Origin of the sequence: Thiohalocapsa sp. (genome assembly GCF_022340605.1) — a bacterium.
In the GTDB taxonomy this organism is placed as follows: Bacteria; Pseudomonadota; Gammaproteobacteria; order Chromatiales; family Chromatiaceae; genus Thiohalocapsa.
In genome coordinates this window covers 38,275-61,602 of the sequence record NZ_JAJDNQ010000044.1, presented here as the reverse complement: position 1 = coordinate 61,602, position 23,328 = coordinate 38,275, and the positions used below count along the sequence as shown (strand labels likewise).

The 23,328-nt window shown below is 68.6% G+C and carries 22 protein-coding genes and 1 tRNA gene; 11 read left to right on the top strand and 12 right to left on the bottom strand.

Features of this window, described 5'->3' with window-relative positions; genetic code table 11:
- The coding region (locus LJE69_RS05845) for a hypothetical protein (protein ID WP_296922518.1) at positions 1-207 on the top strand (207 nt) is incomplete at its 5' end.
- Between the two features lie 11 nt (positions 208-218).
- The gene (locus tag LJE69_RS05840; protein ID WP_296922516.1) at positions 219-1,061 is read left to right on the top strand and encodes an SWIM zinc finger family protein; all 843 of its coding nucleotides are present in this window, start codon (positions 219-221) and stop codon (positions 1,059-1,061) included.
- A 318-nt stretch (positions 1,062-1,379) separates the two neighbouring features.
- Here LJE69_RS05840 and LJE69_RS05835 read toward each other — a convergent pair.
- From LJE69_RS05835 to LJE69_RS05825, 3 genes are all read right to left on the bottom strand, one after another.
- A tRNA-Ser gene (locus LJE69_RS05835) sits at positions 1,380-1,469 on the bottom strand.
- Positions 1,470-1,801: 332 nt separating this feature from the next.
- Positions 1,802-3,880 carry a M3 family metallopeptidase gene (locus LJE69_RS05830; protein WP_296922513.1) on the bottom strand — a complete coding sequence of 693 codons (2,079 nt, stop codon included), beginning with the start codon at positions 3,878-3,880 and terminating at the stop codon, positions 1,802-1,804.
- A gap of 215 nt (positions 3,881-4,095) precedes the next feature.
- A complete protein-coding gene (locus LJE69_RS05825) occupies positions 4,096-4,707 on the bottom strand; it encodes a CNP1-like family protein (RefSeq protein ID WP_296922510.1) in 612 nt (203 codons plus the stop codon).
- A 624-nt stretch (positions 4,708-5,331) separates the two neighbouring features.
- Between LJE69_RS05825 and LJE69_RS05820 the strand changes: the two genes are divergently transcribed.
- From LJE69_RS05820 to LJE69_RS05810, 3 genes are all read left to right on the top strand, one after another.
- The gene (locus tag LJE69_RS05820; RefSeq protein WP_296922507.1) at positions 5,332-5,871 is read left to right on the top strand and encodes a gamma carbonic anhydrase family protein; all 540 of its coding nucleotides are present in this window, start codon (positions 5,332-5,334) and stop codon (positions 5,869-5,871) included.
- Between the two features lie 80 nt (positions 5,872-5,951).
- On the top strand, positions 5,952-6,602 hold the full coding sequence (locus LJE69_RS05815; protein WP_296922505.1) for an SCO family protein: 651 nt from the start codon (positions 5,952-5,954) through the stop codon (positions 6,600-6,602).
- A 216-nt stretch (positions 6,603-6,818) separates the two neighbouring features.
- Positions 6,819-7,460, top strand: a complete 642-nt coding sequence (locus tag LJE69_RS05810; protein WP_296922502.1) for a c-type cytochrome — start codon at positions 6,819-6,821, stop codon at positions 7,458-7,460.
- 288 nt (positions 7,461-7,748) lie between these two features.
- On the opposite strand, the gene LJE69_RS05805 is transcribed toward LJE69_RS05810, so the two are convergent.
- Positions 7,749-8,315, bottom strand: a complete 567-nt coding sequence (locus LJE69_RS05805; protein ID WP_296922499.1) for a hypothetical protein — start codon at positions 8,313-8,315, stop codon at positions 7,749-7,751.
- A gap of 234 nt (positions 8,316-8,549) precedes the next feature.
- Between LJE69_RS05805 and LJE69_RS05800 the strand changes: the two genes are divergently transcribed.
- The 4 genes from LJE69_RS05800 to LJE69_RS05785 all read left to right on the top strand — a co-directional run bounded on the left by LJE69_RS05800 (position 8,550) and on the right by LJE69_RS05785 (position 11,495).
- Positions 8,550-9,497, top strand: coding sequence for a transglycosylase SLT domain-containing protein (locus LJE69_RS05800; RefSeq protein WP_296922497.1), 948 nt, complete (start codon positions 8,550-8,552; stop codon positions 9,495-9,497).
- 73 nt (positions 9,498-9,570) lie between these two features.
- A complete protein-coding gene (locus LJE69_RS05795; RefSeq protein ID WP_296922496.1) occupies positions 9,571-10,326 on the top strand; it encodes a class I SAM-dependent methyltransferase in 756 nt (251 codons plus the stop codon).
- An 8-nt stretch (positions 10,327-10,334) separates the two neighbouring features.
- Positions 10,335-11,063 (top strand): thiopurine S-methyltransferase, encoded by a 729-nt coding sequence (locus LJE69_RS05790; RefSeq protein ID WP_296922494.1) that lies wholly within the window; start codon positions 10,335-10,337, stop codon positions 11,061-11,063.
- A gap of 264 nt (positions 11,064-11,327) precedes the next feature.
- Positions 11,328-11,495 carry a hypothetical protein gene (locus tag LJE69_RS05785; protein ID WP_296922491.1) on the top strand — a complete coding sequence of 56 codons (168 nt, stop codon included), beginning with the start codon at positions 11,328-11,330 and terminating at the stop codon, positions 11,493-11,495.
- Between the two features lie 107 nt (positions 11,496-11,602).
- Here LJE69_RS05785 and LJE69_RS05780 read toward each other — a convergent pair whose 3' ends face one another.
- The 8 genes from LJE69_RS05780 to rlmN form a co-directional block, all read right to left on the bottom strand.
- Entirely contained in the window at positions 11,603-12,628 is a 1,026-nt protein-coding gene (locus LJE69_RS05780; protein WP_296922489.1) for a polysaccharide deacetylase, read from the bottom strand.
- A 232-nt stretch (positions 12,629-12,860) separates the two neighbouring features.
- Positions 12,861-13,637, bottom strand: coding sequence for a response regulator transcription factor (locus LJE69_RS05775; RefSeq protein ID WP_296922487.1), 777 nt, complete (start codon positions 13,635-13,637; stop codon positions 12,861-12,863).
- A 327-nt stretch (positions 13,638-13,964) separates the two neighbouring features.
- Entirely contained in the window at positions 13,965-15,356 is a 1,392-nt protein-coding gene (der, locus tag LJE69_RS05770; RefSeq protein ID WP_296922485.1) for a ribosome biogenesis GTPase Der, read from the bottom strand.
- A gap of 10 nt (positions 15,357-15,366) precedes the next feature.
- Complete coding sequence (bamB, locus tag LJE69_RS05765; RefSeq protein WP_296922482.1) at positions 15,367-16,755, bottom strand: outer membrane protein assembly factor BamB; 1,389 nt, start codon at positions 16,753-16,755, stop codon at positions 15,367-15,369.
- Positions 16,752-17,387, bottom strand: a complete 636-nt coding sequence (locus tag LJE69_RS05760) for a tetratricopeptide repeat protein (protein ID WP_296922480.1) — start codon at positions 17,385-17,387, stop codon at positions 16,752-16,754. Before LJE69_RS05760 ends, bamB begins: the two co-directional genes overlap by 4 nt.
- A 195-nt stretch (positions 17,388-17,582) precedes the next feature.
- On the bottom strand, positions 17,583-18,884 hold the full coding sequence (hisS, locus tag LJE69_RS05755; RefSeq protein WP_296922477.1) for a histidine--tRNA ligase: 1,302 nt from the start codon (positions 18,882-18,884) through the stop codon (positions 17,583-17,585).
- A gap of 67 nt (positions 18,885-18,951) precedes the next feature.
- Positions 18,952-19,734, bottom strand: coding sequence for a type IV pilus biogenesis/stability protein PilW (pilW, locus tag LJE69_RS05750; RefSeq protein ID WP_296922474.1), 783 nt, complete (start codon positions 19,732-19,734; stop codon positions 18,952-18,954).
- A complete protein-coding gene (rlmN, locus tag LJE69_RS05745; RefSeq protein ID WP_296922471.1) occupies positions 19,731-20,855 on the bottom strand; it encodes a 23S rRNA (adenine(2503)-C(2))-methyltransferase RlmN in 1,125 nt (374 codons plus the stop codon). The genes pilW and rlmN overlap by 4 nt, the downstream gene beginning before the upstream one ends.
- A gap of 306 nt (positions 20,856-21,161) precedes the next feature.
- On the opposite strand from rlmN, the gene LJE69_RS05740 reads away from it, so the two are divergent.
- Positions 21,162-22,115 (top strand): acetyltransferase, encoded by a 954-nt coding sequence (locus tag LJE69_RS05740; protein ID WP_296922468.1) that lies wholly within the window; start codon positions 21,162-21,164, stop codon positions 22,113-22,115.
- 48 nt (positions 22,116-22,163) lie between these two features.
- On the top strand, positions 22,164-23,258 hold the full coding sequence (locus LJE69_RS05735) for a sulfotransferase (RefSeq protein WP_296922466.1): 1,095 nt from the start codon (positions 22,164-22,166) through the stop codon (positions 23,256-23,258).
- The last annotated feature ends 70 nt before the right edge of the window (positions 23,259-23,328 follow it).

Below are 23,328 nucleotides of genomic sequence, written 5' to 3'. Positions count from 1 at the left end.
GCCTTCCGCATCGGCCAGCAGAAGAACGTCTTCGTGCACAAGTTCGTCACCCTGGGCACCCTGGAGGAGCGCATCAACGACATGATCGAGGAGAAGAAGGCGCTGGCCGGCGCCATCGTCGGCAACGACGAGTCCTGGCTGACCCAGCTCGACAACGACCGCTTCAAGGCGCTGATCCGCCTCAATCGCGAAGCGGTAATGGACTGACGGCCCAGATCATGAGTAGACCGAGGCTTGGCAGGACCTGGTGGGGACAGCGCTTCATCGAGGCGCTGGAGGGCTTCACCGACAGCGGCCGCTTGCAGCGGGGCAGGGGCTACAGCGGCGATGGGCGCATCCTCGACTTCGCCATCACCGACGGCACGGTAACCGCCACCGTGCGTGGCAACGTTAACCCCTATTTCGGCGTCTACAAGGAGCCCCACTACAAGACCAGGCTCCGGATGGCGCCGATTCCCGCCGGCGACTGGGACAAGGCCATCGCTCATCTGGGAAGCAATGCGGCCCTGGTCTCGAAGCTCCTCATGAACGAGATGCCCGATAACATCGACGACGCCTTCGCCGATCTTAAGCTTCACCTGCTGCCTCGCAGTCGCCAGGATTTCGCGCTGACCGACTGCTCCTGCCCGGACTACGCCAATCCCTGCAAGCACATCGCCGGGGCGTACTACCGCCTGGCGGGCCGGCTGGACAGCGATCCCTTCCTGCTGTTCGAGCTGCGTGGTCTCTCGCGGGAGCGGCTGCACCAAGCCTTGAGTACAACACCTCTGGGCAAGGCGCTGGCCGCGCTCATGGTCGAGGAGCCGTCGGACCTCGCGCCGGCGGAGTCCTTCTTCACCCGTCCTTTGGTAGCAACATCGCCCCCGGATTATCGTGCCTTCTGGCAGGGCCAGAAACGTTTGCCGACTGAGATCGAGCCGGCCGCACCCGCCGCGGCGCCGGCCATCTTGATCAGGAAGGGGGGCGACTACCCGACGTTCTGGGATAAGGACGCCTCGTTCATCGAGGTCATGCAGGACCTTTATCTGCGCGTGCGCGAGAAGAACAAGGGCGTTCTGTAGGGAGCGAGGTTGAAGGCTTGGCGCAGGGCCCTCCTCGAAGCGGGCGCTCCGGCGCCCGCGAGATTGGGCAAATATTGGGTGTAGGTCGGGTTAGCGATAGCGCAACCCGACAATCAACGGCGCATCGTCGTCCATCGTCGGGTTACGCTGCGCTAACCCGACCACGATGCTCCACGGTAACGATGACGGAGCGCTATGCGCACCTGGCGCCGGACAGCAGCAAGCACGCCGTGGACATCCTGGACGGCGCCAGGGGGAACACGAGTCACGTTGGGAAACTTCGGCCAGTTACGCGATGCCACGTAACTGCTTGAATATTGGCGGAGAGGGTGGGATTCGAACCCACGGTACCCGCAAGGGTACACTTGATTTCGAGTCAAGCCCGTTCGGCCACTCCGGCACCTCTCCAAGCTAAGCCAGGCAGTATAACGGTTGCGCGAGTTGTTGCCTATGCCCGGCGGCGGCGCGGTTTCGGCAGCGCAGCAAAACATCAGCGCCTGCTTGTCGGGCCTCCTGCGTCGGCCCGACCTTCCTGACGGCTGCTCCAGGCGCGCCGGCGTGGGAGCGCCACTGCCTTTTGTGGCGCGACGGCGGCTGGGAGGCTGCCTGCCGCTTGGCGGTGACTCGGGACATGATGTGTGGCCTTGCCGCCGGTCGCGACACCGAGAGTGCCGCTCCCACAAGAGCTGCTCCCATGGTCGCCTGAATCGAAGGCGCCACAGCGTTTCTGCACACCCTCCTCAGGCGACGCGCTGCATGTCGTCACCGCCGGCGTCAGCCGGCTTCAGACCGGTGCCGATGCCGCTGTGGCGGAGGAGGGCGTCGACGCGGGGCTCGCGGCCACGGAAGGCGGTGAAGAGCTCCATGGCGTCGGCGCTGCCGCCGCGCTCCAGGATGAGCTCGCGGAAGGCGCGGCCGGTATCGGGGTCGAACACGCCGCGCTCCTCGAACAGCGAAAAGGCATCCGCCGAGAGCACCTCGGCCCACTTGTAGCTGAAGTAGCCGGCCGCGTAGCCGCCGGCAAAAATGTGCGAGAAGCCGTGCGGGAAGCGGTTCCACGCGGGCGGCTTGAGGACGGCGACCTGGTCGCGGACCTCATCGAGGATTGCGTAGATGCGCCCGCCACGGTCCGGGTCGTACTCCATGTGGATACGGAAGTCGAACAGTGCGAATTCGAGCTGGCGCACCATCTGCATCGCGGACTGGAAGTGCTTGGCGTCGAGCAGGCGCTGGAACAGATCCTCGGGGATGGGCGCGCCGGTCTCGTGGTGGCGGGCGAACAGGTCCAGCGATTCGCGCTCCCAGCACCAGTTCTCCAGGAACTGGCTCGGTAGCTCGACGGCGTCCCAGGGCACGCCGTGGATGCCGGCCACGGGCGGGTAGTCCACGCGCGTCAGCATGTGATGCAGGCCGTGGCCGAATTCGTGGAACAAGGTTTCGACTTCTCTGTGGGTCAGCAGGCTCGGGTGGCCCGCCACCGGCGGCGTGAAGTTGCAGACGAGATAGGCGATGGGGAGCTGGGTGCGGCCGGCCATCACCATCCGGCTCACGGCGCCGTTCATCCAGGCGCCACCCTGCTTCTTCTGCCGCGCGAAGGGGTCGAGGTAGAACTCGGCGCGGGGGCTGCCCGACGGGTCCAGCACGCGGTAGCGGCGGACGTCCTTGTGCCAGGTGTTGTCGGCCTCGGCCTGCTCGAAGCGCACCTCGAACAGCCTCTCGGCGACGCGGAACATGCCGGCGATGACACCCTCCAGCGGGAAGTAGGGCTTGAGCACCTCGTCGCTGATGTCGAAGCGCGCCACGCGCAGCTTCTCGCCGTAGTACATGAGGTCCCAGGGGGCGAGGTCGTCCAGGCCGTCGGCGTCGCGGGCGAAGTCGCGCAGCTCCTGGAGCTCCTCGCGGGCCTGGTGCACGGCGTGCCCGGCGAGGTCATTGAGAAAGCCCATGACCTCGTCGGTGTCCCGGGCCATCTTCGGCGCCAGGGACAGCTCGGCGTAGTTGCTGAAGCCCAGGAGCCGCGCCTGTTCGTGGCGCAGCGCCAGGATCTCCTCCATTACGGGCGTATTGTCCCACTCGCCGGCGTGCGGGCCCTGGTCGGAGGCGCGGGTGCTGTACGCCTCATAGACCTCCCGGCGCAGGGCGCGGTCCTGGGCGTGCTTCATGACCGGCTCGAAGGACGGGAAGTCCAGCGTCAGCACCCAGCCGTCGAGCCCGCGCGACTCGGCCTCGTGGCGGGCGAGCGCCTTGGCGCCCGCGGGCAGGCCGGCCAGGGCGTCGTCGCTGGTGATGTGCTTGTGCCAGCCGTTGGTGGCGTCCAGCACGTTCTCGGCGAACTGGTTGGTGAGTTGGCTCAGGCGCTGGGTGATCTCGCGGTAGCGGGCCTTCTGTTCATCCGGCAGATCGACACCGGCCAGGTGCAGGTCGCGCAGGGTGTTGGCGAGCATTTTCTGCTGCGCGGCATTCAGGCCCGGCTGTTCCGCGACGTGCTTGTAGCCGCGGTAGAGGTCGGTGTTCTGGCCGACCTCGCTGGCGTAGGCCGAGAGCTTGGGCAAGCAGGCGTTGTACGCCGCGCGCAGCTCGTCGGAGTTCATCACGGAGTTGAGGTGGCTCACCGGCGACCAGGCGCGGGACAGGCGGTCGTCTTCCAGCTCGATGCGCTCGACGAAGCTACTCCAGGTGGCGCTGTCCGCCTGCGCTGCCAGCTCGGACACCAGCGCGCGACCGTCGGCGAGGAGCTGGTCGATGGCCGGCTCGATGTGCTCGGGGCGAATACGGTTGAAATCGGGGAGGGTGCGATCTTCGAGGAGCGGGTTGGTCATCTGCTGGAGGTCTCGTGTTCCGTTGGCGCAGCCGGCCTACGGGGCGGCCGCGGCTTGCGCGACGCCGAATGTTGCCGGTTTGGGCAGGAAAACTCGGTGCCGGTTGCGCCTTTTCAAGCGTTCGGCAGGGGGCTGGCAACCGGGCGGTGGATTGTTCCGGAGCCTTGGTTGGGCCGGTACGGCGAGCCGTGCCCGTGTTGGCGCGGTGGCGCCGGTCAGTTGGTGAGGAAGCCCTCGTTCTCCACCTGCGGCATCCGGCCGCTCTTCAGCAGGCGCACCTGTTCGCGCTTGGGCCGGGCCGTGAAGTTCCGATACAGGCAGAGGTAGTTGCGCCAGAGCTCGTAGTGCAGCGGATCAGCGTCCTGGTCGCGAATCTCCTGCCATTCATCGGCGACGGTGGTGGGCTCGAAGTGGCCATTCATGCCGAACGCATAGGTTTTCCAGCGGCCCCGCGGGGTGCAGCGCAGGCCCTCGAAACTGACGTTGCGCGCACCGCTTGGCGACTTGGTCACCAGCGTGTAGCGCACCACGCCGTCGCGTCCCGTGCTCAGGCTGCGGGTGTCGATATAGTTGGTCAGCCGCGGCGCGGGGCCGTCCAGCTTGACCTGCACCAGATCGCCGTCCCGCGGCCAGGCGGGCAGGCTGACTTCGGCTTCGTGCCACTTGCGGCCGGGCTTGGTGGTCTTCGGCCTGACGGGCTCCGGGTCCGGCTTGAACGGCGTGTCGCGATAGCCTTGGGCCAGGGCGAGCGGGGTGCAGGCGATGGCCAGCAGCAGGAGACCGGCGATGCTTCGAGGCAGGGACAGTCGGCAGCGAGGTGGGCGCATGGCGATGGTCTCGGGTCGGGGGTCTCGGGTCGGGGGTCTCAGGTCGGAGGGCTCGGGTCGGGCGCGAGCCTGGGGCTCCGTGTCAGGCAATCTTGCAGGGCGCCAACCCGGGTGGGGCCGGAGCCGAGGAACCAGGTCGAAGTCTCTGCTCGTGGTCGTGGTCGTGGTCGGATACTCGATGACGACAACGACAACGACAACGAAAGCAAAGTTAGGTGCAACGCTGCATTAGTGCACTGCCTTGGAATTGTCGATACCGTTCGCTGTCCGGGGCAAGTGAGTGTCGCCCTGGAGGGCGACACTCCGGCCATCGCGACCCACGGCCGGAGTGTCGGCCTCCATGTCGACACGAATTTGCGTCGCAGGCGGCATTTAGAGTGGCCTCGATACTTCCGCATGAGTGCACTAGGGCTCCGATCATGGCCGGGATGATAGCAGCCAGTTGGCGTCGTAGCCCGGCCGCGCCCATGCCGCGCTCAGGCCGCGACACCGCGCCGGGTGCGCGCCTCGGCACGGGTGCCCTCGCCGCGCGGGCGGCGGAACGGGGGACAACGATCAAAGGCCCGGGCGCGGTGCCGTGTTAGCATCTGCGGCCACATCGCAGCAGCTCGTCCCGAGGGTCTCATGAACAACGTCCGCAGCTACCAGGGACTGGAGCCGCACGTCGCGCCCGACGCCTACGTGGACGAGGCGGCCGTGGTCATCGGCGAGGTGGAAATCGGCCAACAGGCTTCCATCTGGCCCATGGCCGTGGTGCGCGGCGACATTCATCGCATCCACATCGGCGCCGGCAGCAACATCCAGGACGGTAGCGTGCTGCACGTCTCCCACGATAGCCGCTTCCTGCCCGGCGGTGCGCCCACCATCGTGCACGAGCGGGTCACCGTCGGTCACCAGGCTACGCTGCACGGCTGCGAGGTGCACGACCACTGTCTGGTGGGCATCGGCGCCCGGGTGCTGGACCGCGCCGTGCTGCGGCCGCGGGTCATGCTCGGCGCGGGCGCCCTGGTGCCACCGGGAACGATCCTGGAAGGCGGCTGGCTCTACGTGGGCGCTCCTGCAAAGCGCGCGCGAGCGCTGACGGACCTGGAACTGGAGTACCTGGATTACGTCGCGTTGCACTACATGGAGCTCGCGGTGAAGTATCGCGCTACGGCCGGCTGATCGGGCCTGGACCGTCGCGGCACCGGCGCGCGCTGAATCCCCGGCCACCGCCCCAGGAAACCGCCCCAGGAACCAGAACCTTGTCGCCCTCGCGCCCGCGCATCCGGCCTCGAATCGCTCTGCCGCTGCTTTTGGTGGTGGCGCTGGCGGTGCTGCTGGCGTGGCTGCTCTGGTTCTGGCAGCCACCGGACGATGGCGCCGACGCAATCGTGCAACGCGGGCCGGATGTCGCTGATGCCCCCACCGGTGGTGACTTCGCGCTGGAGGGGCGCGATGGCTCGGTGGCGCTGTCGGACTTTCGCGGCAAGGTGGTGCTGCTTTACTTCGGCTACACCTCGTGCCCGGACATTTGTCCGACGAACCTCGCAATCATGGCCTATGCACTGAAGCAGCTCACGCCGGCGGAGCGTGCGCGGGTGCAGGTGCTCTTCGTCAGCGTGGATCCGGCGCGGGACACCCCGGAGCGCCTCGCCGAATATGCCGCGTACTTCGACCCGGGCATCCTCGGCATCACCGGCAGTGACGCCGAGGTCGCCGCCGCGGCGGCGCGCTACGGCGCCGCCTATCGGCGCGTCGAGGAGCCCGACTCGGCGATGGGCTACCTGGTGGACCACTCCGCGTTCACTTACGTGATCGACCAGCAGGGCCGCTGGGTGGAGACGCTGCCGCACGCCACGGCGTCAGAGGAGATCCTTCGCATCGTGCGCCGGCTGTTGCGCGGCGAGGGTTGACATGCCGGCCCCGGGCGGCAGTCGGGTCCGTCACCGCTCGAACAGGAACTTCCCGTTGCCGGATCGATCCATATCGGCAGCCACCGACCGGCGCATGACATTGACCCATATCGCTATTTACTGATATACATGAAAGGCTTTAACCATCGGTCAGTTTCGGCATCCAGCCGAGCACGGGCCAGACGACACACAACGACTATCGACTCGGAAGGTGCCATGAAGATTTCGCTGATTTCAGCACTCGCCGCCACCGCGCTGTTCGCGGGCGGAACCACGCTCGCAGCAGAAGAGATCGGCGGCGTTGGCGGCAACGCGGAAAAAGGCAAAGAGAAGGCCAACCAGATCTGTCAGGCCTGCCACGGCATGGACGGCAACGGCATCCCCGGCCAACCGGTGTGGCCGAAGCTCGCCGGTCAGCATCCGCGCTACATCTACAAGCAGCTCATGAACTTCAAGAACAATGAGCGCTACAACATCCAGATGACGCCGATGGCCATGCCGCTCACCGAGGACGACGTCAAGAACGTCGCTGTCTACTTCGCGTCGCTGCCGCAGAAGCCCGGCACCGCCGATGCGGATCTGGTGCAGAAGGGCGAGCAGATCTACCGTTCCGGCAACCCCGCCACCGGCGTGCCCGCGTGCAGCGGCTGCCACGGCCCCACCGGCGTGGGCAGTGACCTGGCCAGGTTCCCGCGCATCTCCGGGCAGTACTCGGAGTACATCGCGCAGACGCTGAAGCTCTTCCGCGCGTCGGAGCGCGCGAACGATCCCAACGGCATGATGCGCGGCGTCGCCGCCCACATGACCGACGACGAGATCGCCGCGGTGGCTTCCTACGTGGAAGGTCTGAGCCGCTGAGGACCGCCCGGGGCGGGCGCCAGATAGACGGCGAAAGAATGCTGTGTGGATCGGGCTGAGGAACGAAGCCCGACACCGCACGCGACTTCGTGGTAGCGGCATGCTCGGTGCCGCGACCGGCGCTAAGGCGGCACACCATGCCCCGAGTCACTGCCAGGCGGCAGGCAACCTCGCGGCCGTCGTCGCGCCACAAAAGGCAGTGGTGCTCCCACGCCAGCTCGAAATCGGTATCGGCATCGCAATCGATCCCAAACCCGACGCCTTGCTCATGGCATCGCGCCGGGGCTGCTAGTCCTGCACATAGAAATAGTCCCAGGTCCCGGCACCGAGTTGCTCCAGCGCCTGCAATAGCGCTGACAGCGGCCGCGCCTCGCCAGGAAAGACCTCCTCGATCAGCACGAAGCTGCGTCCGGCCCCGGCATGGCGCCCCCAGCGCCACCGGTGCGTGGGCTGTGCCGAGCCGCAGGTATCGCAGCGCAACGGCAGGTCTGCATCGCAGCACAGCCCGCGCGGGTCGTCTGCCCCCGGCTCGGGCGCCGGCAGATGCTCGCGCCAGGCATGCAGCGCCGCGGAGCAGGTCGGGCAGCGTGGTGGCCGGGTATTGCGGCCCCAACGCAGCCGCGGCTCCATGGTGGCCGGCGGCACGTGCAGCCAGGGACCGTGCGTGGCCTCGGGCGCACCGGCGCCGTCGAACTGCACCGCGCAACCGGTAAAGCCCACCAGAGCTCCCAGCGCCGGGCCTGCGTCGAAGCTGGCCACGGCGTCACGCCGTGGGCCGACCAGGCCGAGCTCCGTCAATAGCCCTACGATTGTCGGTTGAGCCACCGCCTGTAGCGGATCGACGGTCGTCAGCACCAGCCGTCCCGTGTGCAGGGAACCTAGAGCAGGTATCATCTCATCCTCGCAAGGTCTTGACGTCGCTACGACGATCCACCGCGGCCATTGCCTGGTCGCTGGCGTTCGCCGAACACGGAGGCGTGCGCTGGCCAGGTCTTCCCGAGTGGCGGTGTGCGGCGGAGGCCCCGACTCCGTCGTGCGCTCGGCAGTGGAGGCTGGCGTCGCCGCTCGCCACAGCCGCAGGAGCCCCGGATGCGCGCGTCCGAAGCATTCCCGATTGTTGCCGCCCTGTTCCGGTCCGCGCTCCGGTCCGCGCTCCGGTCCGCGCTCCGGTCCGCGCTTTGGGCCGGTCTGCTGGTCGCCGCCACCGGCGCGTTGGTCCCCGTCGCGCACGCCGAGTCGTTCGCGTCGGTGATCAAGGGCAACGATGCCCGTGACCTCGCGACCTGGGGGCGGCGCTTCGAGCACGGCGAGGGCGTGGAGCAGGACATCGATTACGCCATCCGCCTGTATTGCAAGGCTGCCGCAAAGGGCGATGCCGCTGCACAATACTACCTGGGCTGGATCTACGCGATGGGGCGCGCCGGCGAGCGCGACGACGACCTGGCCGCGGCCTGGTTCTATCGGGCCGCGCAGAAGAACGACTTGCACGCCAAGCGCATGCTCGATCGCCTCGGCTACAAGGGCAGGCCCCGGCAGGAGGCCGTCTGTTTGCTCTCCGACGGCGGTCGCGCCGGCGCCAACGGCGCCGTCGTCGGTGGCTCGGGCCGCCATGCCGGCCGCGGCGGCGTGCGTCATGTCGCCATCACCCGCGAGTATCCTGCCAGGGGCCGCGTTGTGCGCATGGTTAGGCGGCTGGCGCCGCAATATCGGCTGAACCCCAACCTGGTGCTGGCGCTGATCGAGGTGGAGTCCGACTTCGATCCGCACGCGCGCTCGCCGAAAAACGGCCAGGGGCTCATGCAACTCGTGCCGGAGACCGCCGAGCGCTTCGGCGTGCGTGATGTCTGGGACCCGGAGCAGAACCTCCGCGGCGGCATGGCCTACCTGCACTGGCTGATGCGCTATTTCGATGGCGATCTGGAACTCGTGCTCGCTGCCTATAACGCCGGTGAAGGCGCCGTGGAGCGCCATGGCGGCGTCCCACCTTATGCGGAGACGCAGCGCTACGTTCGGCGTATCATCAAGCGCTTGAACTGAGCACTCCCGGGACCCGCCGGCCGTCGCCGGCGATGTATCCGGCATCCACTGAAGGCAGGTGTCCTCCAGGCACATGTCCGCATTCGCGAGTCATCTCAGGCACTTCCACTTGCCGCGCGCTATGCCGTTGCTGCTGGCCGGCCTGCTCTGCGGCGGGCAGGTCGCCGGCGTGGTGGATGCGCCCGCGCCTCTGAGCCAACCGGCAGAAGCGCCCGCGGTGCCACGCAGCATGAACGCCCACTACCTGGACGCCGACGTCCAGCAGTGGCGCAGCATCTTCGAGAGCTCCGGGCGGGAGGTGTTCGACCGGCGCTTTCAGGTGGTGGCGGCGCTGGACGTGCGCCCCGGCATGCGAGTGGCCGATGTCGGCGCGGGCACCGGGCTCTACACGATGCTCTTCGCCCGTGCCGTCGGCGCGTCCGGCAAGGTGTACGCAGTGGACATCTCGCCCACCTTCGTGGCCTCCATTAAGGACCGCGCCGCCGAATATCACGTGGACAACGTGGTGGGCATCGTCAACGACGAGCACAGCACCGAACTGCCGCCGGGCAGTGTGGACCTCGTGTTCCTCGCGGACACCTACCACCATTTCGCCTATCCGCGCAGCATGCTCACCTCCATCCACACCGCACTCGTGCCCGGCGGTGTGCTGGCCATCGTCGACTTCCGCCGTCAGCCGGGCCTGAGCAATCCCTGGGTGCTGGGCCATGTGCGCGCCGGTCGCGAGCAGGTGATCGAAGAGGTGCAGCATGCGGGCTTCGAGTACCTGGATGAGCCGGTGAAGCTGCGCGCCAACTACTTTCTGCGCTTCCGCAAGTTGGGAGACTGACCACCGGTATGACACCCGAGTTCTGGCATCAGCGCTGGCAGCAGGGCGAAATCGGCTGGCACAGCGACGACATCAATCGCCACTTGGCCGAGCACTGGCCCGCGCTCGGTGTCCCCGCGACGGGACGGGTGCTGGTGCCGCTCTGCGGCAAAAGCCTGGACATGCTCTGGCTCGCGGGCCGTGGTCACCAGGTGCTCGGCGTGGAGCTGAGCCCTATTGCCGTTGCCGCGTTCTTCGAGGACAACGGCCTCAGTGCGCAGGTGACGGACCTGGCGCCATGGCCTTTCGTGCGCTGGGCGGTGGACGAGCTGGAGCTGTTGGCTGGCGACTTCTTCGACCTGTCCCCCGAGCTATTGCAGGGTGCCGGCGGTGCCGGCGGTGCCGGCATCGATGCCGTCTATGATCGCGCGTCGCTCATCGCCTTGCCGCCGGCGCTGCGCCCGGCCTACGCCAGGAACCTCGCCGCGCTGTTGCGTGCAGCAGGCGGCACCGCGGCGGTGCCGGTGTCGTTGTTGATCACGCTGGATTACGATCAAGCGTGCATGCCCGGGCCGCCTTTTGCGGTGGCGGAAGCGGAGGTGCAGACCCTGTTCGGGGCTGATTTCCGCATCGAGCTGGTCGCGGATTTTGACGCGCTGGCTGAGAACCCCAGATTCGGGGAGCGTGGCCTCGATCGGCTTAGGGAGCATGTCTATCGCCTGGAACTGCACGATCACCTGTCCGTGAGTCCAGGGTGATGGATCGGGGCGATAAGGAACGGTTCAAAAAGGAACTGAAACGTCGCGGAAGTAGGGTGGATGAAGCGAAGCGCATCCACCACTGAAACTGAAGCGTCACTAAGTCTTGCCAAGGGCACGCTTCTCCCCGGCAAGTGCACGCCGACAAGCACCCGGCCAAACCCACCAGCCGGAGCCACCAGCATGAAACCACTCCCGAAGCCGCCTCGCAGGTCCGCTCGCTCGTCGATAATCCGGTGCGTTGTCCCGGTGCCGAGCATCGCTTTGACCTTGGCGCTTATGTTGATCCTCGGTCTCGGCGGGTGCGCGTCCGACCGCGGCGCGCGCACGGCGCACGATGACGACGATGCGGCGGCATCCGGCCCGACCGTCTACGGGCAGGTGGGTGCATCGGTGGACAGCGTCACAGTGCACGACATTCGGGTGCATTGAGCCGCGCCGCGATCCAGGGCACCTGGCGAGCTCGCCGCGGTGTCGGGCCTCCTGGCGTCGGCCCGACCTACGGGCGCCGGGTGGGTCGGCGGAGCGCAGGGCGGTCGCTACTGCGGCAACCCGCGCAGGCCGGGCAGCAGCTTGTTCTCGATGAGTCGGGTGCCCAGCCCCCCGACGGAGCCACGCAGCAGCGGATTGTCCGTGACCGCGGTGGCATGCCAGCGCTCCGCGGCCTCGGCGAAGGTCGTGACACGAAAGCGTTCCGGGTGGGCCGCCAGGAAGGCGCAGAGCCGCTCCAGCCGTGACTGCCGGACGCTGTCCGGCCGGTAGCGCAGGCAGCAATCGTGGCCATTGGGCAGCGCCATGCGGAAGTCGTGGGGATGCAGCAACACCACGACCGGCCCGATGCGGCGGCGATGGGCGGCGTTCAGCACTGCCCGCATCTCCGCGAACGCCGAGCCGGTGGCGGTGAGTAACAGCAGGCGATTGCCGGGTAGGGGGGCGCGGTAGGTGGTGACGGGCACCTCCGTGACGCCGTCAATGCGCTGCAAGCCGGCGTAGAAGCGCAGCTCCGGCTCCGCCGGGTCGCTGAGGCCGACACCGATGTTGGAGGCAAGCCGGATGCCGGCGCGGCGCATGCCCGCGTACAGCACGCGGCCCACGTTCAGGTTGCCGGAGCGAAAGGCGATGGGGCGTTTGCCCGCGAGCCGTTCCAGGATGCCGGCGCCGTCTTCGAGCCAGGCACCGATTTCCTTCTCCGCACGGTCCGTGAAGATGTCCCGTGGCTGCGGCTCGCGGGAAAGCGCCTCTCGCCACGCGGAAAACTTGAAATACAGCCAGACCGGATGGAGGTGTAGTTGCACATCCTGTCCACGGGCCTGTATGCGGCGGATGATGTCCGCCATGGGCTCGTCGCCGAAGTGATAGGTATTGAATACCTCGGTGAAGAAGGTGCCCTTGAGCCCGTGGCGGTCGAGGCAGTCGAGCAGGAAGCCCAAGCCGTGGGAGTGGCCGCCGGCGACACCGTCGATCCATTCAGTGCCGAGCGGTGCACGGTCGGGATGCGTGAGTGAATTGTTGACCGTGAACTCGACGTCCACGGTGAGGCAAACATCGATGGGTTGATCCGTCACCAGGGCTTTCTGCGGCAAATAGGAATACGACAGCGCGCGCTGCGGCATCGCAATGACAAGCAGCTATGCTAACGCAAAGCACTCGGACTTGCCGCGCTCCGGCAGGGGTGCGGTGCGCAGTTGCTCGTGGTTGCCGAGGCTTGATGCCCCGGGTCCCCGGATCCGGGGGCGGGCGGCGGCAGGCCCGATGAGTGACGCGCGGGCGGTGCGCCGCCATCTGGTGCGGCGTGACTCAGGCCAAGGCGCCCTCGCGTGCCTGCACGATGCAGCCCGTTCTGCGCCTGCGCTGCGGCAGTGGACCCGGGCGAGCCGCCGCTCTCAGCGCTTCCGGAGTTGTCGGCTGCATCGGCGCGCAGCGACGGCGATCCGGCACCAGGCGTTGCTCGAAGGCCTGTCGTTTCAGCTCCTGCTCGTCGGCGACCCCGGTGCGGCGCAGAATGTCGTGGCGCTGCGCGTGGACGTCTGCCGCGCTGATGTTTAGGGTCTCGCAGATGACCGAGATGGGCTTGCCAAGCGCCAGCAATTGCACCACGCGCAGTTGCTCCGGCGACGCGACGGCATCGCGCAGCCGAATCTCCTCGGGCGTGCCGCCGGCAATGACGTGTGCCACCACATGTTCTGCCAGGGCCTGGCTCAGGTGGCGTCGGCCCGCGAGCGTCTGCGCCAACGCCGTGGCGATTGCTTCCGGCGACGCCTTGGCACTGATGACGCTATGTGCCCCCGACCGCAGCAGGCGCACACCATAGACGCTCTCGCAGGGCGCACACACGGCCAACACCGGCGGTGCGGCGGGCCGCCTTGCGAGACACCGCAGGGCGGTGGTGGCGGGGTCGTCGGGCGCGGCGATGCCGATGACGACAGCATCGAAAGTGTCGTCCGCCAACACGGCTTCCCAGTTGTCCGTGCGCGCGTGGACGATGCCGGCGAGCTCGAGGCCGGCATCTGTGGCAACGCGCGCGATGCCGTGGGCGAAGATGGGCCGGTCGTCGATAATCAGGAGCCTGTGCATGGGGGGAGCACCTCAGAGTCGAACAGCATCGTCAAGGTTGGATCTATTCGGGGGCGCCTTGCGCAGTGGGTACGCCGCGTCGTTGATACGCCGAGCCGGACAGGCCGCCGCAAGCCGTCAAGTCGCTGCATCCGTATGTCGGCCTGCGGCGTGGGTGTCAGCCTCTTGCTGGCAGTATGTCGCGTCGGCAAAAAGTCGGACACGGCCGCCGTTGGTAGTTCAGGGTAAGAACTCGGCGGTGTCCCAACTAGGAATCCGGCTGACGCACAGATATGCGCGGCGTTCCGGATTGTGGCCGGGCGCCGGCTCGGTGCGGAGTGGCCTGCGTCAGCCTTTGCGGCGCACGAAGTCCTTGAGACGCTGGCGTTTGCGGACCTGGCGCGCTGTCAATGGGTTGCGGCGGCCCTCGTAGGGGTTCTCCCCGGAGCGCAGCTCCAGGCGCAGCGGTGTGCCCGCGAGGTCCAGCGCTCCGCGGAAGCGATTGACCAGGTAACGCCGATAGGCCGCCGGCAGGGCGTCGGTCTGATTACCGTGGATGACGATGATGGGCGGATTGCGGCCGCCTTGGTGGGCGTAGCGCAGCTTGATGCGGCGCCCGCGCACCAGCGGCGGCTGGTGCGCCTGCACCGCCTGCTCCAGCAGCCGCGTCAGCAGCGGTGTCGGCAAGTCACGCATGGCGTTGGCGTAGGCGCTGTCAGCGGCGTCCAGCAGCAGGCCCACGCCGCTGCCGTGCAGGGCCGAAATGCGATGCACCGCGGCGAAGTCCAGGAAGCCGAGCCGGCGCCGGTAGTCGTCGTTGATACGGCTGCGCTGCTCCGGGTCCAGTCCATCCCACTTGTTGACTGCCACCACCAGGGCGCGGCCGGCCTCCACTACGTGGCCGGCGAGCGTGGCGTCCTGCTCGCCGATGCCGAGCCGGGCATCCAGCACCAGGATGACCACGTTGCATGCCTCGATGGCCTGCAGGGTCTTGATGACGCTGAACTTCTCCACGGCGTCCGTGACCCTCGCCCGGCGCCGCACGCCGGCGGTGTCGATGAGGGTGTAGCGGCGCTCGCCGAGGTCGAAGGGGATGGACACGCTGTCGCGCGTGGTGCCGGGGCTGTCGAAGGTCACCACGCGCTCCTCGCCGAGGATGCGATTGATGAGCGTGGACTTCCCGGCGTTGGGGCGGCCCACCACCGCGATGCGCACGCGGTCCTCGTCGGCTTCTCCCGCCGCCTCCGCGGCCGGTGGCAGTAGTTTGCAGACCCGATCCATCAGCGCCTTGACGCCGCGGCCCTGGGCGGCGGCGATGAGCCGCGGCTCACCGAGACCCAGGCTGTGGAACTCGGCGCCGGCCAGATCCTCCGCCAGGTGATCGATCTTGTTCACCACCGCCGTCAGGGGCTTGCCGGTGCGACGCAGCGCGGCCGCGATATCCAGATCGCCCGCGGTGACGCCGTCGTGGGCATCGAGCAGGAACAACAGGTGGTCCGCCTCGTCGATGGCTTGCTGCACCTGGCGTTCCATGAGCGCCTCGACGCCGTCGCCGCCGCTGATGCCGCCGGTGTCCACCACTACGTAGCGGGCCGGGCCGACTCTGCCGATGCCGTACTGGCGATCGCGGGTCAGGCCCGGGAAGTCCGCCACCAGGGCGTCGCGGGTGCGCGTGAGGCGGTTGAACAGCGTCGACTTGCCGACGTTGGGTCGGCCGACCAGCGCAATGACCGGCAGCATAGCGGCGTGCTCAGGGGGAGGTCGGGTAGGGCGGTTCCGCGTCGGCCGGCGGCGCTTCGCTCGATGGCGCCGGCGGCGGCAGACCCGGGTTCACCACCGGCGAGAGGTCCGGCAACTGATCGGCACCGAGCTGCGGTGCCCGCTGCGCGGCCGCCCCGCCGGCGGCAGAGCCGGTTGGGCGCAGCGCCGCGACGACACCGTTGTTGGCGTAGACGTAGACGACACCGCCGGACACCACCGGCTGATGCCCGATCTGGGCCTTGGTGACGCGCGTGAAGCCCAGCAGCGCCCCGTCGCGGCGTGAGAGCAGATGCACATAGCCGTCCAGGTCGGCGACGACCAGGAAGTCGCCCACCAGCGCGGGCGCGGTCACCTTGCGATACCGGAGCTTCTCCTGACGCCAGAGACCAGCGCCGTCCGCCGGGTTGGCGGCCCAGATGTTGTCGTCGGAATCGGTGATGTAGAGCGCGTCCCGGTCGGCGGCGAGACCCGCTTGCGCGGAGAGCTCGCGGCGCCACAGCACATCGCCAGTGGTGACATCGACGGCGGCCAGGTCGCCGTTGTAGGTGGCGACATAGGCGGTGTTGCCCTCCACGACCGGATCGGCGTCCAGGTCCGCGATGCGGTCCAGCTCGCTGCGCCCGCGCGGTGGCGTGATGACGGCCTCCCACAGCGGCAGCCCGCGCTCCAGCTCCAACTCCGCGAGCCGGCCGCCGGAGACGCCGACGATGGCCCCGTCGGGTGTGGCGACCGGCGAGCTGGCGCCGTGCAGGGTCAGCACCGGGGCCGGGAAATTGTAGCGCCAGCGCTCCTCGCCGCTCGCGAGGTCGAAGCCGTAGACGGTGTCGTCCACGGTGTGCACTAAAACCAGGTCGCGGATGATACGCGGGATGGACACCACCTCGCTGTCGAGCCGGGCGTGCCATTTCTGGGCGCCGTCACGGGTGGACAGCGCCAGCAGGTCGCCGTCGGTGGAGCCGACTACCAAGGTGTCACCCTGCACGTCGGGGCCGCCGCTCAAGGGCAAGCGGGTCTTGCGCTCCCACACCACCCGTCCGTCCGCGGGCGACAGCGCCGCGACGACGCCTGAGGGGTCCGCCGCGAACACGCGGCCGTTCGCCACCGCCGGCTGCAGGCGCAGCTCGCGACCGTCGGTGCCCTTGCCGATGCGCGTCGTCCATAGCACCCGTGGCGTGGCGCGCTGGACCAGCTTCTTGTCGAGGCGGGTGGGTGGCGTCGGGTCGCGCTCGCCGCCGAGCCCGGGCAGGCTGCCGCAGCCGCCGAGCAGGAGGGTCGCCGTGGTCAGCGCCATGGCGGCGGCAAGTGCCAGTGCCCGACCGCGCCCCGGACGCCGGGCCTGTTGCGGGATGCTGTCCCGGTGCACGCGCGACTGCCTCATGATGCCCCGTCCGCCGGCAGATCCTGGAGCTTCAGCTCGATGAGGCGGACATTGCCGGCGCCCTCGCTCAGCGCCTGCCGATAAGCCGCGCGAGCGTCCTCGACACGGCCCTCGGCGGCGGCGATGTCGCCGCGCAGCGCCGCGAAGTCGCCGGCGAAGGCCTTGTCTCCGGCATGCTTGTCAATGGTGGCGGCGGCGGCCTTGAGGTCGCCCTGATCCAGTTGCACGCGCGCCAGCCGCAGCGCCGCCAGGCTCGCCAGTGCCGGGACGGGTGCATCGTCGATGGCCGCCTTCAGGGTCTTGGCGGCGGCGGCTTCATCGCCTGCGTCCACGGCCAGCCTGGCGGCGGTGAGTTGGGCGAACATGGCGTAGGGCGTGGAGCCATAGTCATCGACGATGGCCTTCACCTCTTTCTCTGCCTGCTCGGTCTTGCCGGCGTTGGCGGACATCTGCAACTGCTCGAAGGCCATGCTCGCATGCTGGCCGACCGCGGTGCGATGCTGCACCCAGGTGCGCCAGCCGAGCACGGCGCCGAGACCGATGACGACGCCGGCGACCACCGACACGCCGTTGGTCTTCCACCATTTCTTGATGGCTTCGACCTTTTCTTCGTCTGTGTCCAGATCTGCCATGACTGCTCCGTCGTGGTTGGGTGCTGTCGGTGCTGTTGCCGGTGCAGGGTGCCCGGCTGACCTGATTGCCCGTTTGACCAGCGCGGGCGTGCGTGGAACGCGGCGGCTGGAGAAGTATTCGGTGCCGGTCGGGTTGGCAATAGCGTACCGCGACTTTCGGTGGGTTACGCGAGCGACCCGTCGGGTTACGCTGCGCTAACCCGACCTACCGCTGGCCGTATCCGTGCGCAATACGCCGATATTTGGGCCGTCGCGCAAGGTCGTGACCAGCTCGTCGAAGCTGAGCGCGCGCTGCTCGCCCTGGCCGCGCAGTGGCTTGCAGCCGAGGGTGCCGCCCGCCAGCTCCTCGTCGCCGAGGATCAACGCCAGCCGCGCGCCGCTCTTGTCCGCTTTCTTGAACTGGCTCTTGAAGCTGCCACCGCCGCAGTGGGTGACGAGCTTGAGTCCGGGCACCGCGTCGCGCAATCGCTCGGCGATGGCCGGCGCCGCGGCCGCGGCGGCATCGCCGAGGGCAACCAGGTAGGCATCCGGACCCGTCTCCACGGTGCTGGTGTCGATGAGGTCGAGCAGCCGCTCGACCCCGAGCGCGAAGCCCACGGCCGGGGTGTCGCGCCCGCCGAGCTGCGCCACGAGCCCGTCGTAGCGGCCGCCGGCACAGACCGTGCCCTGGGCGCCGAGGGCGTCGGTGATCCACTCGAACACGGTGCGATTGTAATAGTCCAGCCCGCGCACCAGGCGCGGATTGACGCTGTAGCCGATGCCGGCCGCGTCGAGCCCGGCGCACAGTTGCTCGAAGTGTGCGCGGCTCGCCTCACCGAGGTAATCCAGCAGGCTCGGGGCGGCGGCGATGATCTCTGCCAGGTCCGGGTTCTTGGAGTCCAGCACCCGCAGCGGGTTGGTGTCGAGCCGGCGGCGGCTGTCGGCGTCCAGTTGTGCCTCGTGGGCGCGCAGGTGCGCCACCAGGGCGGATCGATAGCGCGCGCGCTCGTCGGCGTCGCCGAGGCTGTTCAGCTCCAGGCGCAGGCCGGTGAGGCCGAGCGCCTGCCACAGCCGGCGGGTCATGGCGATGACCTCGAGGTCGATGTCCGGCCCGGTGAGACCGAAGACCTCGACGCCGATCTGGTGGAACTGCCGGTAGCGGCCGCGCTGCGGGCGCTCGCGCCGGAACATGGGCCCGCGATACCAGATGCGCTGCGGCTGGTCCAGCAGGCCGTGCTCGATAGCCGCACGCACGCAGCTCGCGGTGCCTTCCGGGCGCAGCGCCAGCCGGTCGCCGCCGCGGTCCTCGAAGGCGTACATCTCCTTCTCGACGATGTCCGTGACCTCGCCGATGGAGCGCTTGAAGAGCTCGACGGGCTCCAGCAGCGGCGTACGCATTTCGCGATAGCCGTAGCCCTCGACGACCGCGCGGGCGTGGTCTTCCAGGTGCTGCCAGAACGGGGCGCGCTCGGGCAGTACATCGTGCATGCCGCGGATGGCTTGCAGTCGCTCGGCCATGGGTTATCGGGTTCCGTGGTCAGTCAGAAGGCGGGTGTTCGTCGGGGCCTGTGCTCGGGGCCGCGGGTCAGAGCTCCATCACCTGTGGCGCATCCGGAAACCGCTTGCGCAGGACATCGGCGAGGGTCTTGGCCGCGGCCTTGTCGCCGAGCTTGCGCTCGACGCGATAGGCCAGCAGCAGCGCCGCGGGCGTCGGCTGCGCGACGCGGCCGTAGCGCGCTAGGTAGTCACGCGCCGTCTGCGCGTCATCGCGCTCGTAGCTGAGCCGGGCCATGGCCAGCAGCGCGGGTGGATAGTTGGCGTTGCGTGACAGCGACTCACGCAGGTAGCGCTCGGCGTCGGTGGGGTGGTTGGCGCGCTGCGAGCAGTCGGAGGCGTTCATCAGGGCCACCTCCGGCGTCTTATACAGCGGGTTGGCGACCGCCCGCTGGAACAGGTCGATGGCCGCCTTGTAGCGCTGGTCCGCGCACAGCATCGTGCCCTGTGCATTCAGGAACTCGGGGTTGTCGGGCTCCAGGGCCAGCGCCTCGCCGAAGTGGTGCTCGGCTTCCACCTGCTTGCCGAGGCGGCGGTAAATGATCGCAAGCATATAGTGTGCGTTCGCGCTGTGCCTGTCCTCGTCCAGCGCCCGCAGGCCACGCTCCAGGGCCGCGTCGAGCTGGCCCCGCTGATAGTAGGCAGCGGCCATGTTCACGTACAGGTCGGCGGGGCTGCTCTTCGGCTCCACGCCCATGCCCGTCGCCTCGCGCTTGGCCTCGCCGGCTGCACAGCCGGCCAGCAGGACCGCGCAGAGCGCCAGACAGACCAATGGGCCGAGCAGTGGGCGGGCGCCGCGGGTGAGGGCGATCATGGTCGTGCCGGTTGCACTGCCGTGCCGCGCGGAGTTTTCGCCCCTGCCACGATGGGCCCCGGCGGTGCGACGAGCCGCCGGCTGCGGTCCTGCACGCGGCCCACGAGCTGCCCGCAGGCGGCGGCGATCTCCTCACCACGGGTCTTGCGCGTGGTGGCCACCAGGCCGGCGCGCAGCAGGCGCTGGCGGAAGGCCTCCACGCGCTCGGGCGGGGTGGTGTCGAACCCGCTGCCGGGGAAAGGGTTGAACGGAATCAGGTTGACCTTGGAGGGCGTGCCTTCCAGCAGGCGGATCAGGGCCTTGGCCTGGGCGATGCTGTCGTTGACGCCGTCCAGCATCACGTACTCCCAGGTGATGCGCCGGCGCGAGTCCCCGCGCAGATAGGCGCGGCAGGCCGGGATCAGCTCCTCGAGCGGGTACTTACGGTTGATGGGCACCAGCTCGTCGCGCAGCGCGTTGTCCGGCGCGTGCAGGGAAACCGCCAGCGAGATGTCGCTGACTTCCGCGAGGCGATAGATATTCGGCACGATGCCGGAGGTGGACAGGGTCACGCGGTACTTCGACAGCATGTAGGCGAGGTCGTCGCGCATGACATCGGTGGCGGCGACCACGGCATCGAAGTTGGCGAGCGGCTCGCCCATGCCCATCAGCACGATGTTGCTCGGGGTCTTGCCCAGCCGCTGCATCGCGTGGCGCACCTGGGCCACGATCTCGCCGGTGCCGAGGTTGCGGTTGAAGCCCTGCCGGGCGGTGGCGCAGAAGCGGCAGTCCAGCGCACAGCCCACCTGCGAGGAGACGCAGAGCGTGGTGCGCCGCTCCTCGGGGATGAACACGGTCTCCACGCGCTGGCCGTCGTCCAGCTCCAGCAGCCACTTGACCGTGCCGTCGGCGGACGGCTGCTCGGCGGCGACGGCGAGCTTGCCGATGCGCACGGTCTCGGCGAGCTGCGTGCGCAGTGCCTTCGGCAGGTCCGTCATGGCATCGAAGTCGTCGACGCCATGCTTGTGCACCCACTTGAACAGGTTGCGGCCGTGGAACGGCTTGCAGCCGAGCGACTGCGCCAGGGCTTCGCAGCCGCGCAGGTCGAGGTTCAGCAGATCGAGGCGCGCATGGGCGGCCATTGGGTGCTCCGAAGGATCGAAGGAATCGAGCGTGGACTGACACGGCCGCGTCGGATGCGCAGACCGCCGCCGTGGTCACCGGGCTGCCCATGGTGCGCGGGAGGGTTGCCGTGCGTCAGCTCACGTAAACGATACAGTATAAAGTTGGGTGGAGATCGGCGTCCATCTGCCGACGATGTCGCCGTGTTGCGAGCGGCGGGCCTGAGCCGATCCATGCCCGATCCATGCCCGATCCATTCGCCTTTTTCCGTGGACGCGGGTAACCTGCGCCGCCCGCGCCCACGACACTGTGTGGAGTCAAGTTTCATGGCCGTCTTCGATGTCTTCAACGGTGATGCCGACGGCATCTGCGCATTGCAGCAACTGCATCTGAGCGAGCCGCGGGAATCGGTGCTGGTCACCGGTGTGAAGCGCGACATCGCCCTGGTGCAGCGGGTGGACGCCGCGCCCGGCGACGCCGTCACGGTGCTCGACATCTCCTTCGACAAGAACCGCGCCGCCTGCGTCGCGCTGCTGGAGCGGGGCGTGTCCGTGCGCTACTTCGACCATCACTTCGCGGGCGAGATCCCGGCGCACCCGAACCTCGAGGTGCACATCGAGACCTTGCCCGACAAGGGCACCAGCCTACTCGTGGACGACGATCTGGGCGGTGCCCACCGCGCCTGGGCCGTGGTCGGCACCTATGGCGACAATTTCGACGAGGCCGCGGCTCGTGCCGCGGCGCCCTTGGGGCTCGCCGACGCCGACCTCGCCCTGCTGCGCGAGCTGGGCATCCTGATCAACTACAACGGCTATGGCGCCACAGTGGCGGACCTGCATTTCCCGCCGGCGGAGCTGTTCCGCAGCCTCGCGCCCTACGCCGATCCGCTGGTATTCGCCCGCGAGGACCCGGCCTTCGCGCGTCTGCGCGAAGGCTACCGCGACGACATGGCCCGCGCCGAGGCGGCCGAGATCGTCCAGCCCGGGCCGCGCCACCGTTACGTGATCCTGCCCGCGGAGCCCTGGGCGCGCCGCGTCGGTGGCGTCTATGCCAATGCGCTGGCGCAGGCACAGCCCGAGCTCGCCCATGCCTTGCTGACCCGGCTGCCGGCGGGCGGCTTCGTCATCAGCGTGCGCGCGCCGCTGGTGACGCGCGATGGCGCCGACGCGCTGTGCCGGCAGTTCGAGACCGGCGGCGGACGCAAAGCCGCTGCCGGCATCAATCACCTGCCGGAGTCGGCGCTCGATGACTTCATTGCGGCCTTCGTTGCCGCGTTCTAGGGCCATGCCGGCGCGGTCAGCGCCCGCTGCACCGCGGGTATCACGGCCATGAGCGCAGGCGTGCCGAGGCCACGCTCGCCGCTGCGCCGGCTCGCGGCGAAATTCCTGGACGCCCTGGCGGGCTCGTATCGCTTCAACGCCGCCTGGCGTGAGGCCAACCGCGACCTCGTCTGCGGCCAGCAGACGCCGCGTCTGCGCGGGCTCGCCTACGCGCCGCCACCGGCGCGCTACGGCTGCCCCGACGCGGGCGGCGTCGAGGCCCTGCACGCGGCCCGTGCCGACGGTGCCCGGCCCCTGTTCATCACGGCGCGCTTTCGCTCCGGTTCCACGCTGTTGTGGAACATCTTTCGGCACACGCCGGGTGTCACCGCCTTCTATGAGCCGTTGAACGAGCGACAGTGGTTCCGGGGCGGCGGCGCGCGGCCGGATGCCACCGACCCGACGCACCTGCACGCCGAGCGCTATGGGGCCGAATACGCGGGATTCGACGACCTGGCGCGCTGGTTCGACCCCGACTGGACCTGGCAGGAGCTGCACATGGATGCGCAGAGCTGCGACCGGCGCCTGGCGCGCTACCTGGCGGAGCTGATCCGCCGCGCGCCGCGGCGGCCGGTGCTGCAGTGCAACCGGCTGGACTTCCGACTGCCCTGGCTGCGCCGGGTCTTTCTGCACGCCGACATCCTGCACCTGTACCGCAATCCGCGCGAGCAGTGGCTGTCCGTGCAGCGCAGCTCCACCGGCTGCCCGCCCGGCAAGCGGCTCGTCCCGGACGAGCCGGATGACTACTTCTATACCCTGGAATGGGCGCGCGACCTGCGCCGCGTGTTTCCCTGCGTCGATCCGGCCCAGCACGAGCACGCATACGCGGTGCACTATCTGCTCTGGCGGCTCTCCTACCTGTTCGGGCTGTGCCACGCGGACGTCAGCATCGCCTACGAGGACCTCATGTACGACGTCGCCGCGACACTGGGGCCCGTGTTCGCGCGCTTCGGCATCGACGACGCCCGACTGGCCGGCGACGGCTACGCCGATCTGGTCAAGGCGCCGGAGCCCGTGCGCTGGCCACGCTATGCCGATGCCGCCTGGTTCGAGGCCATCGAGTCCGACTGCGAGCGCGAGCTGGCGCGGTTCCTGAGCGATTGAAGCCCGGGCCTGAAGCCCGCGCGGGGCGCTCCGGTGCTGGGCACGGCGGCCCCGCAACCACTCCTGGTTG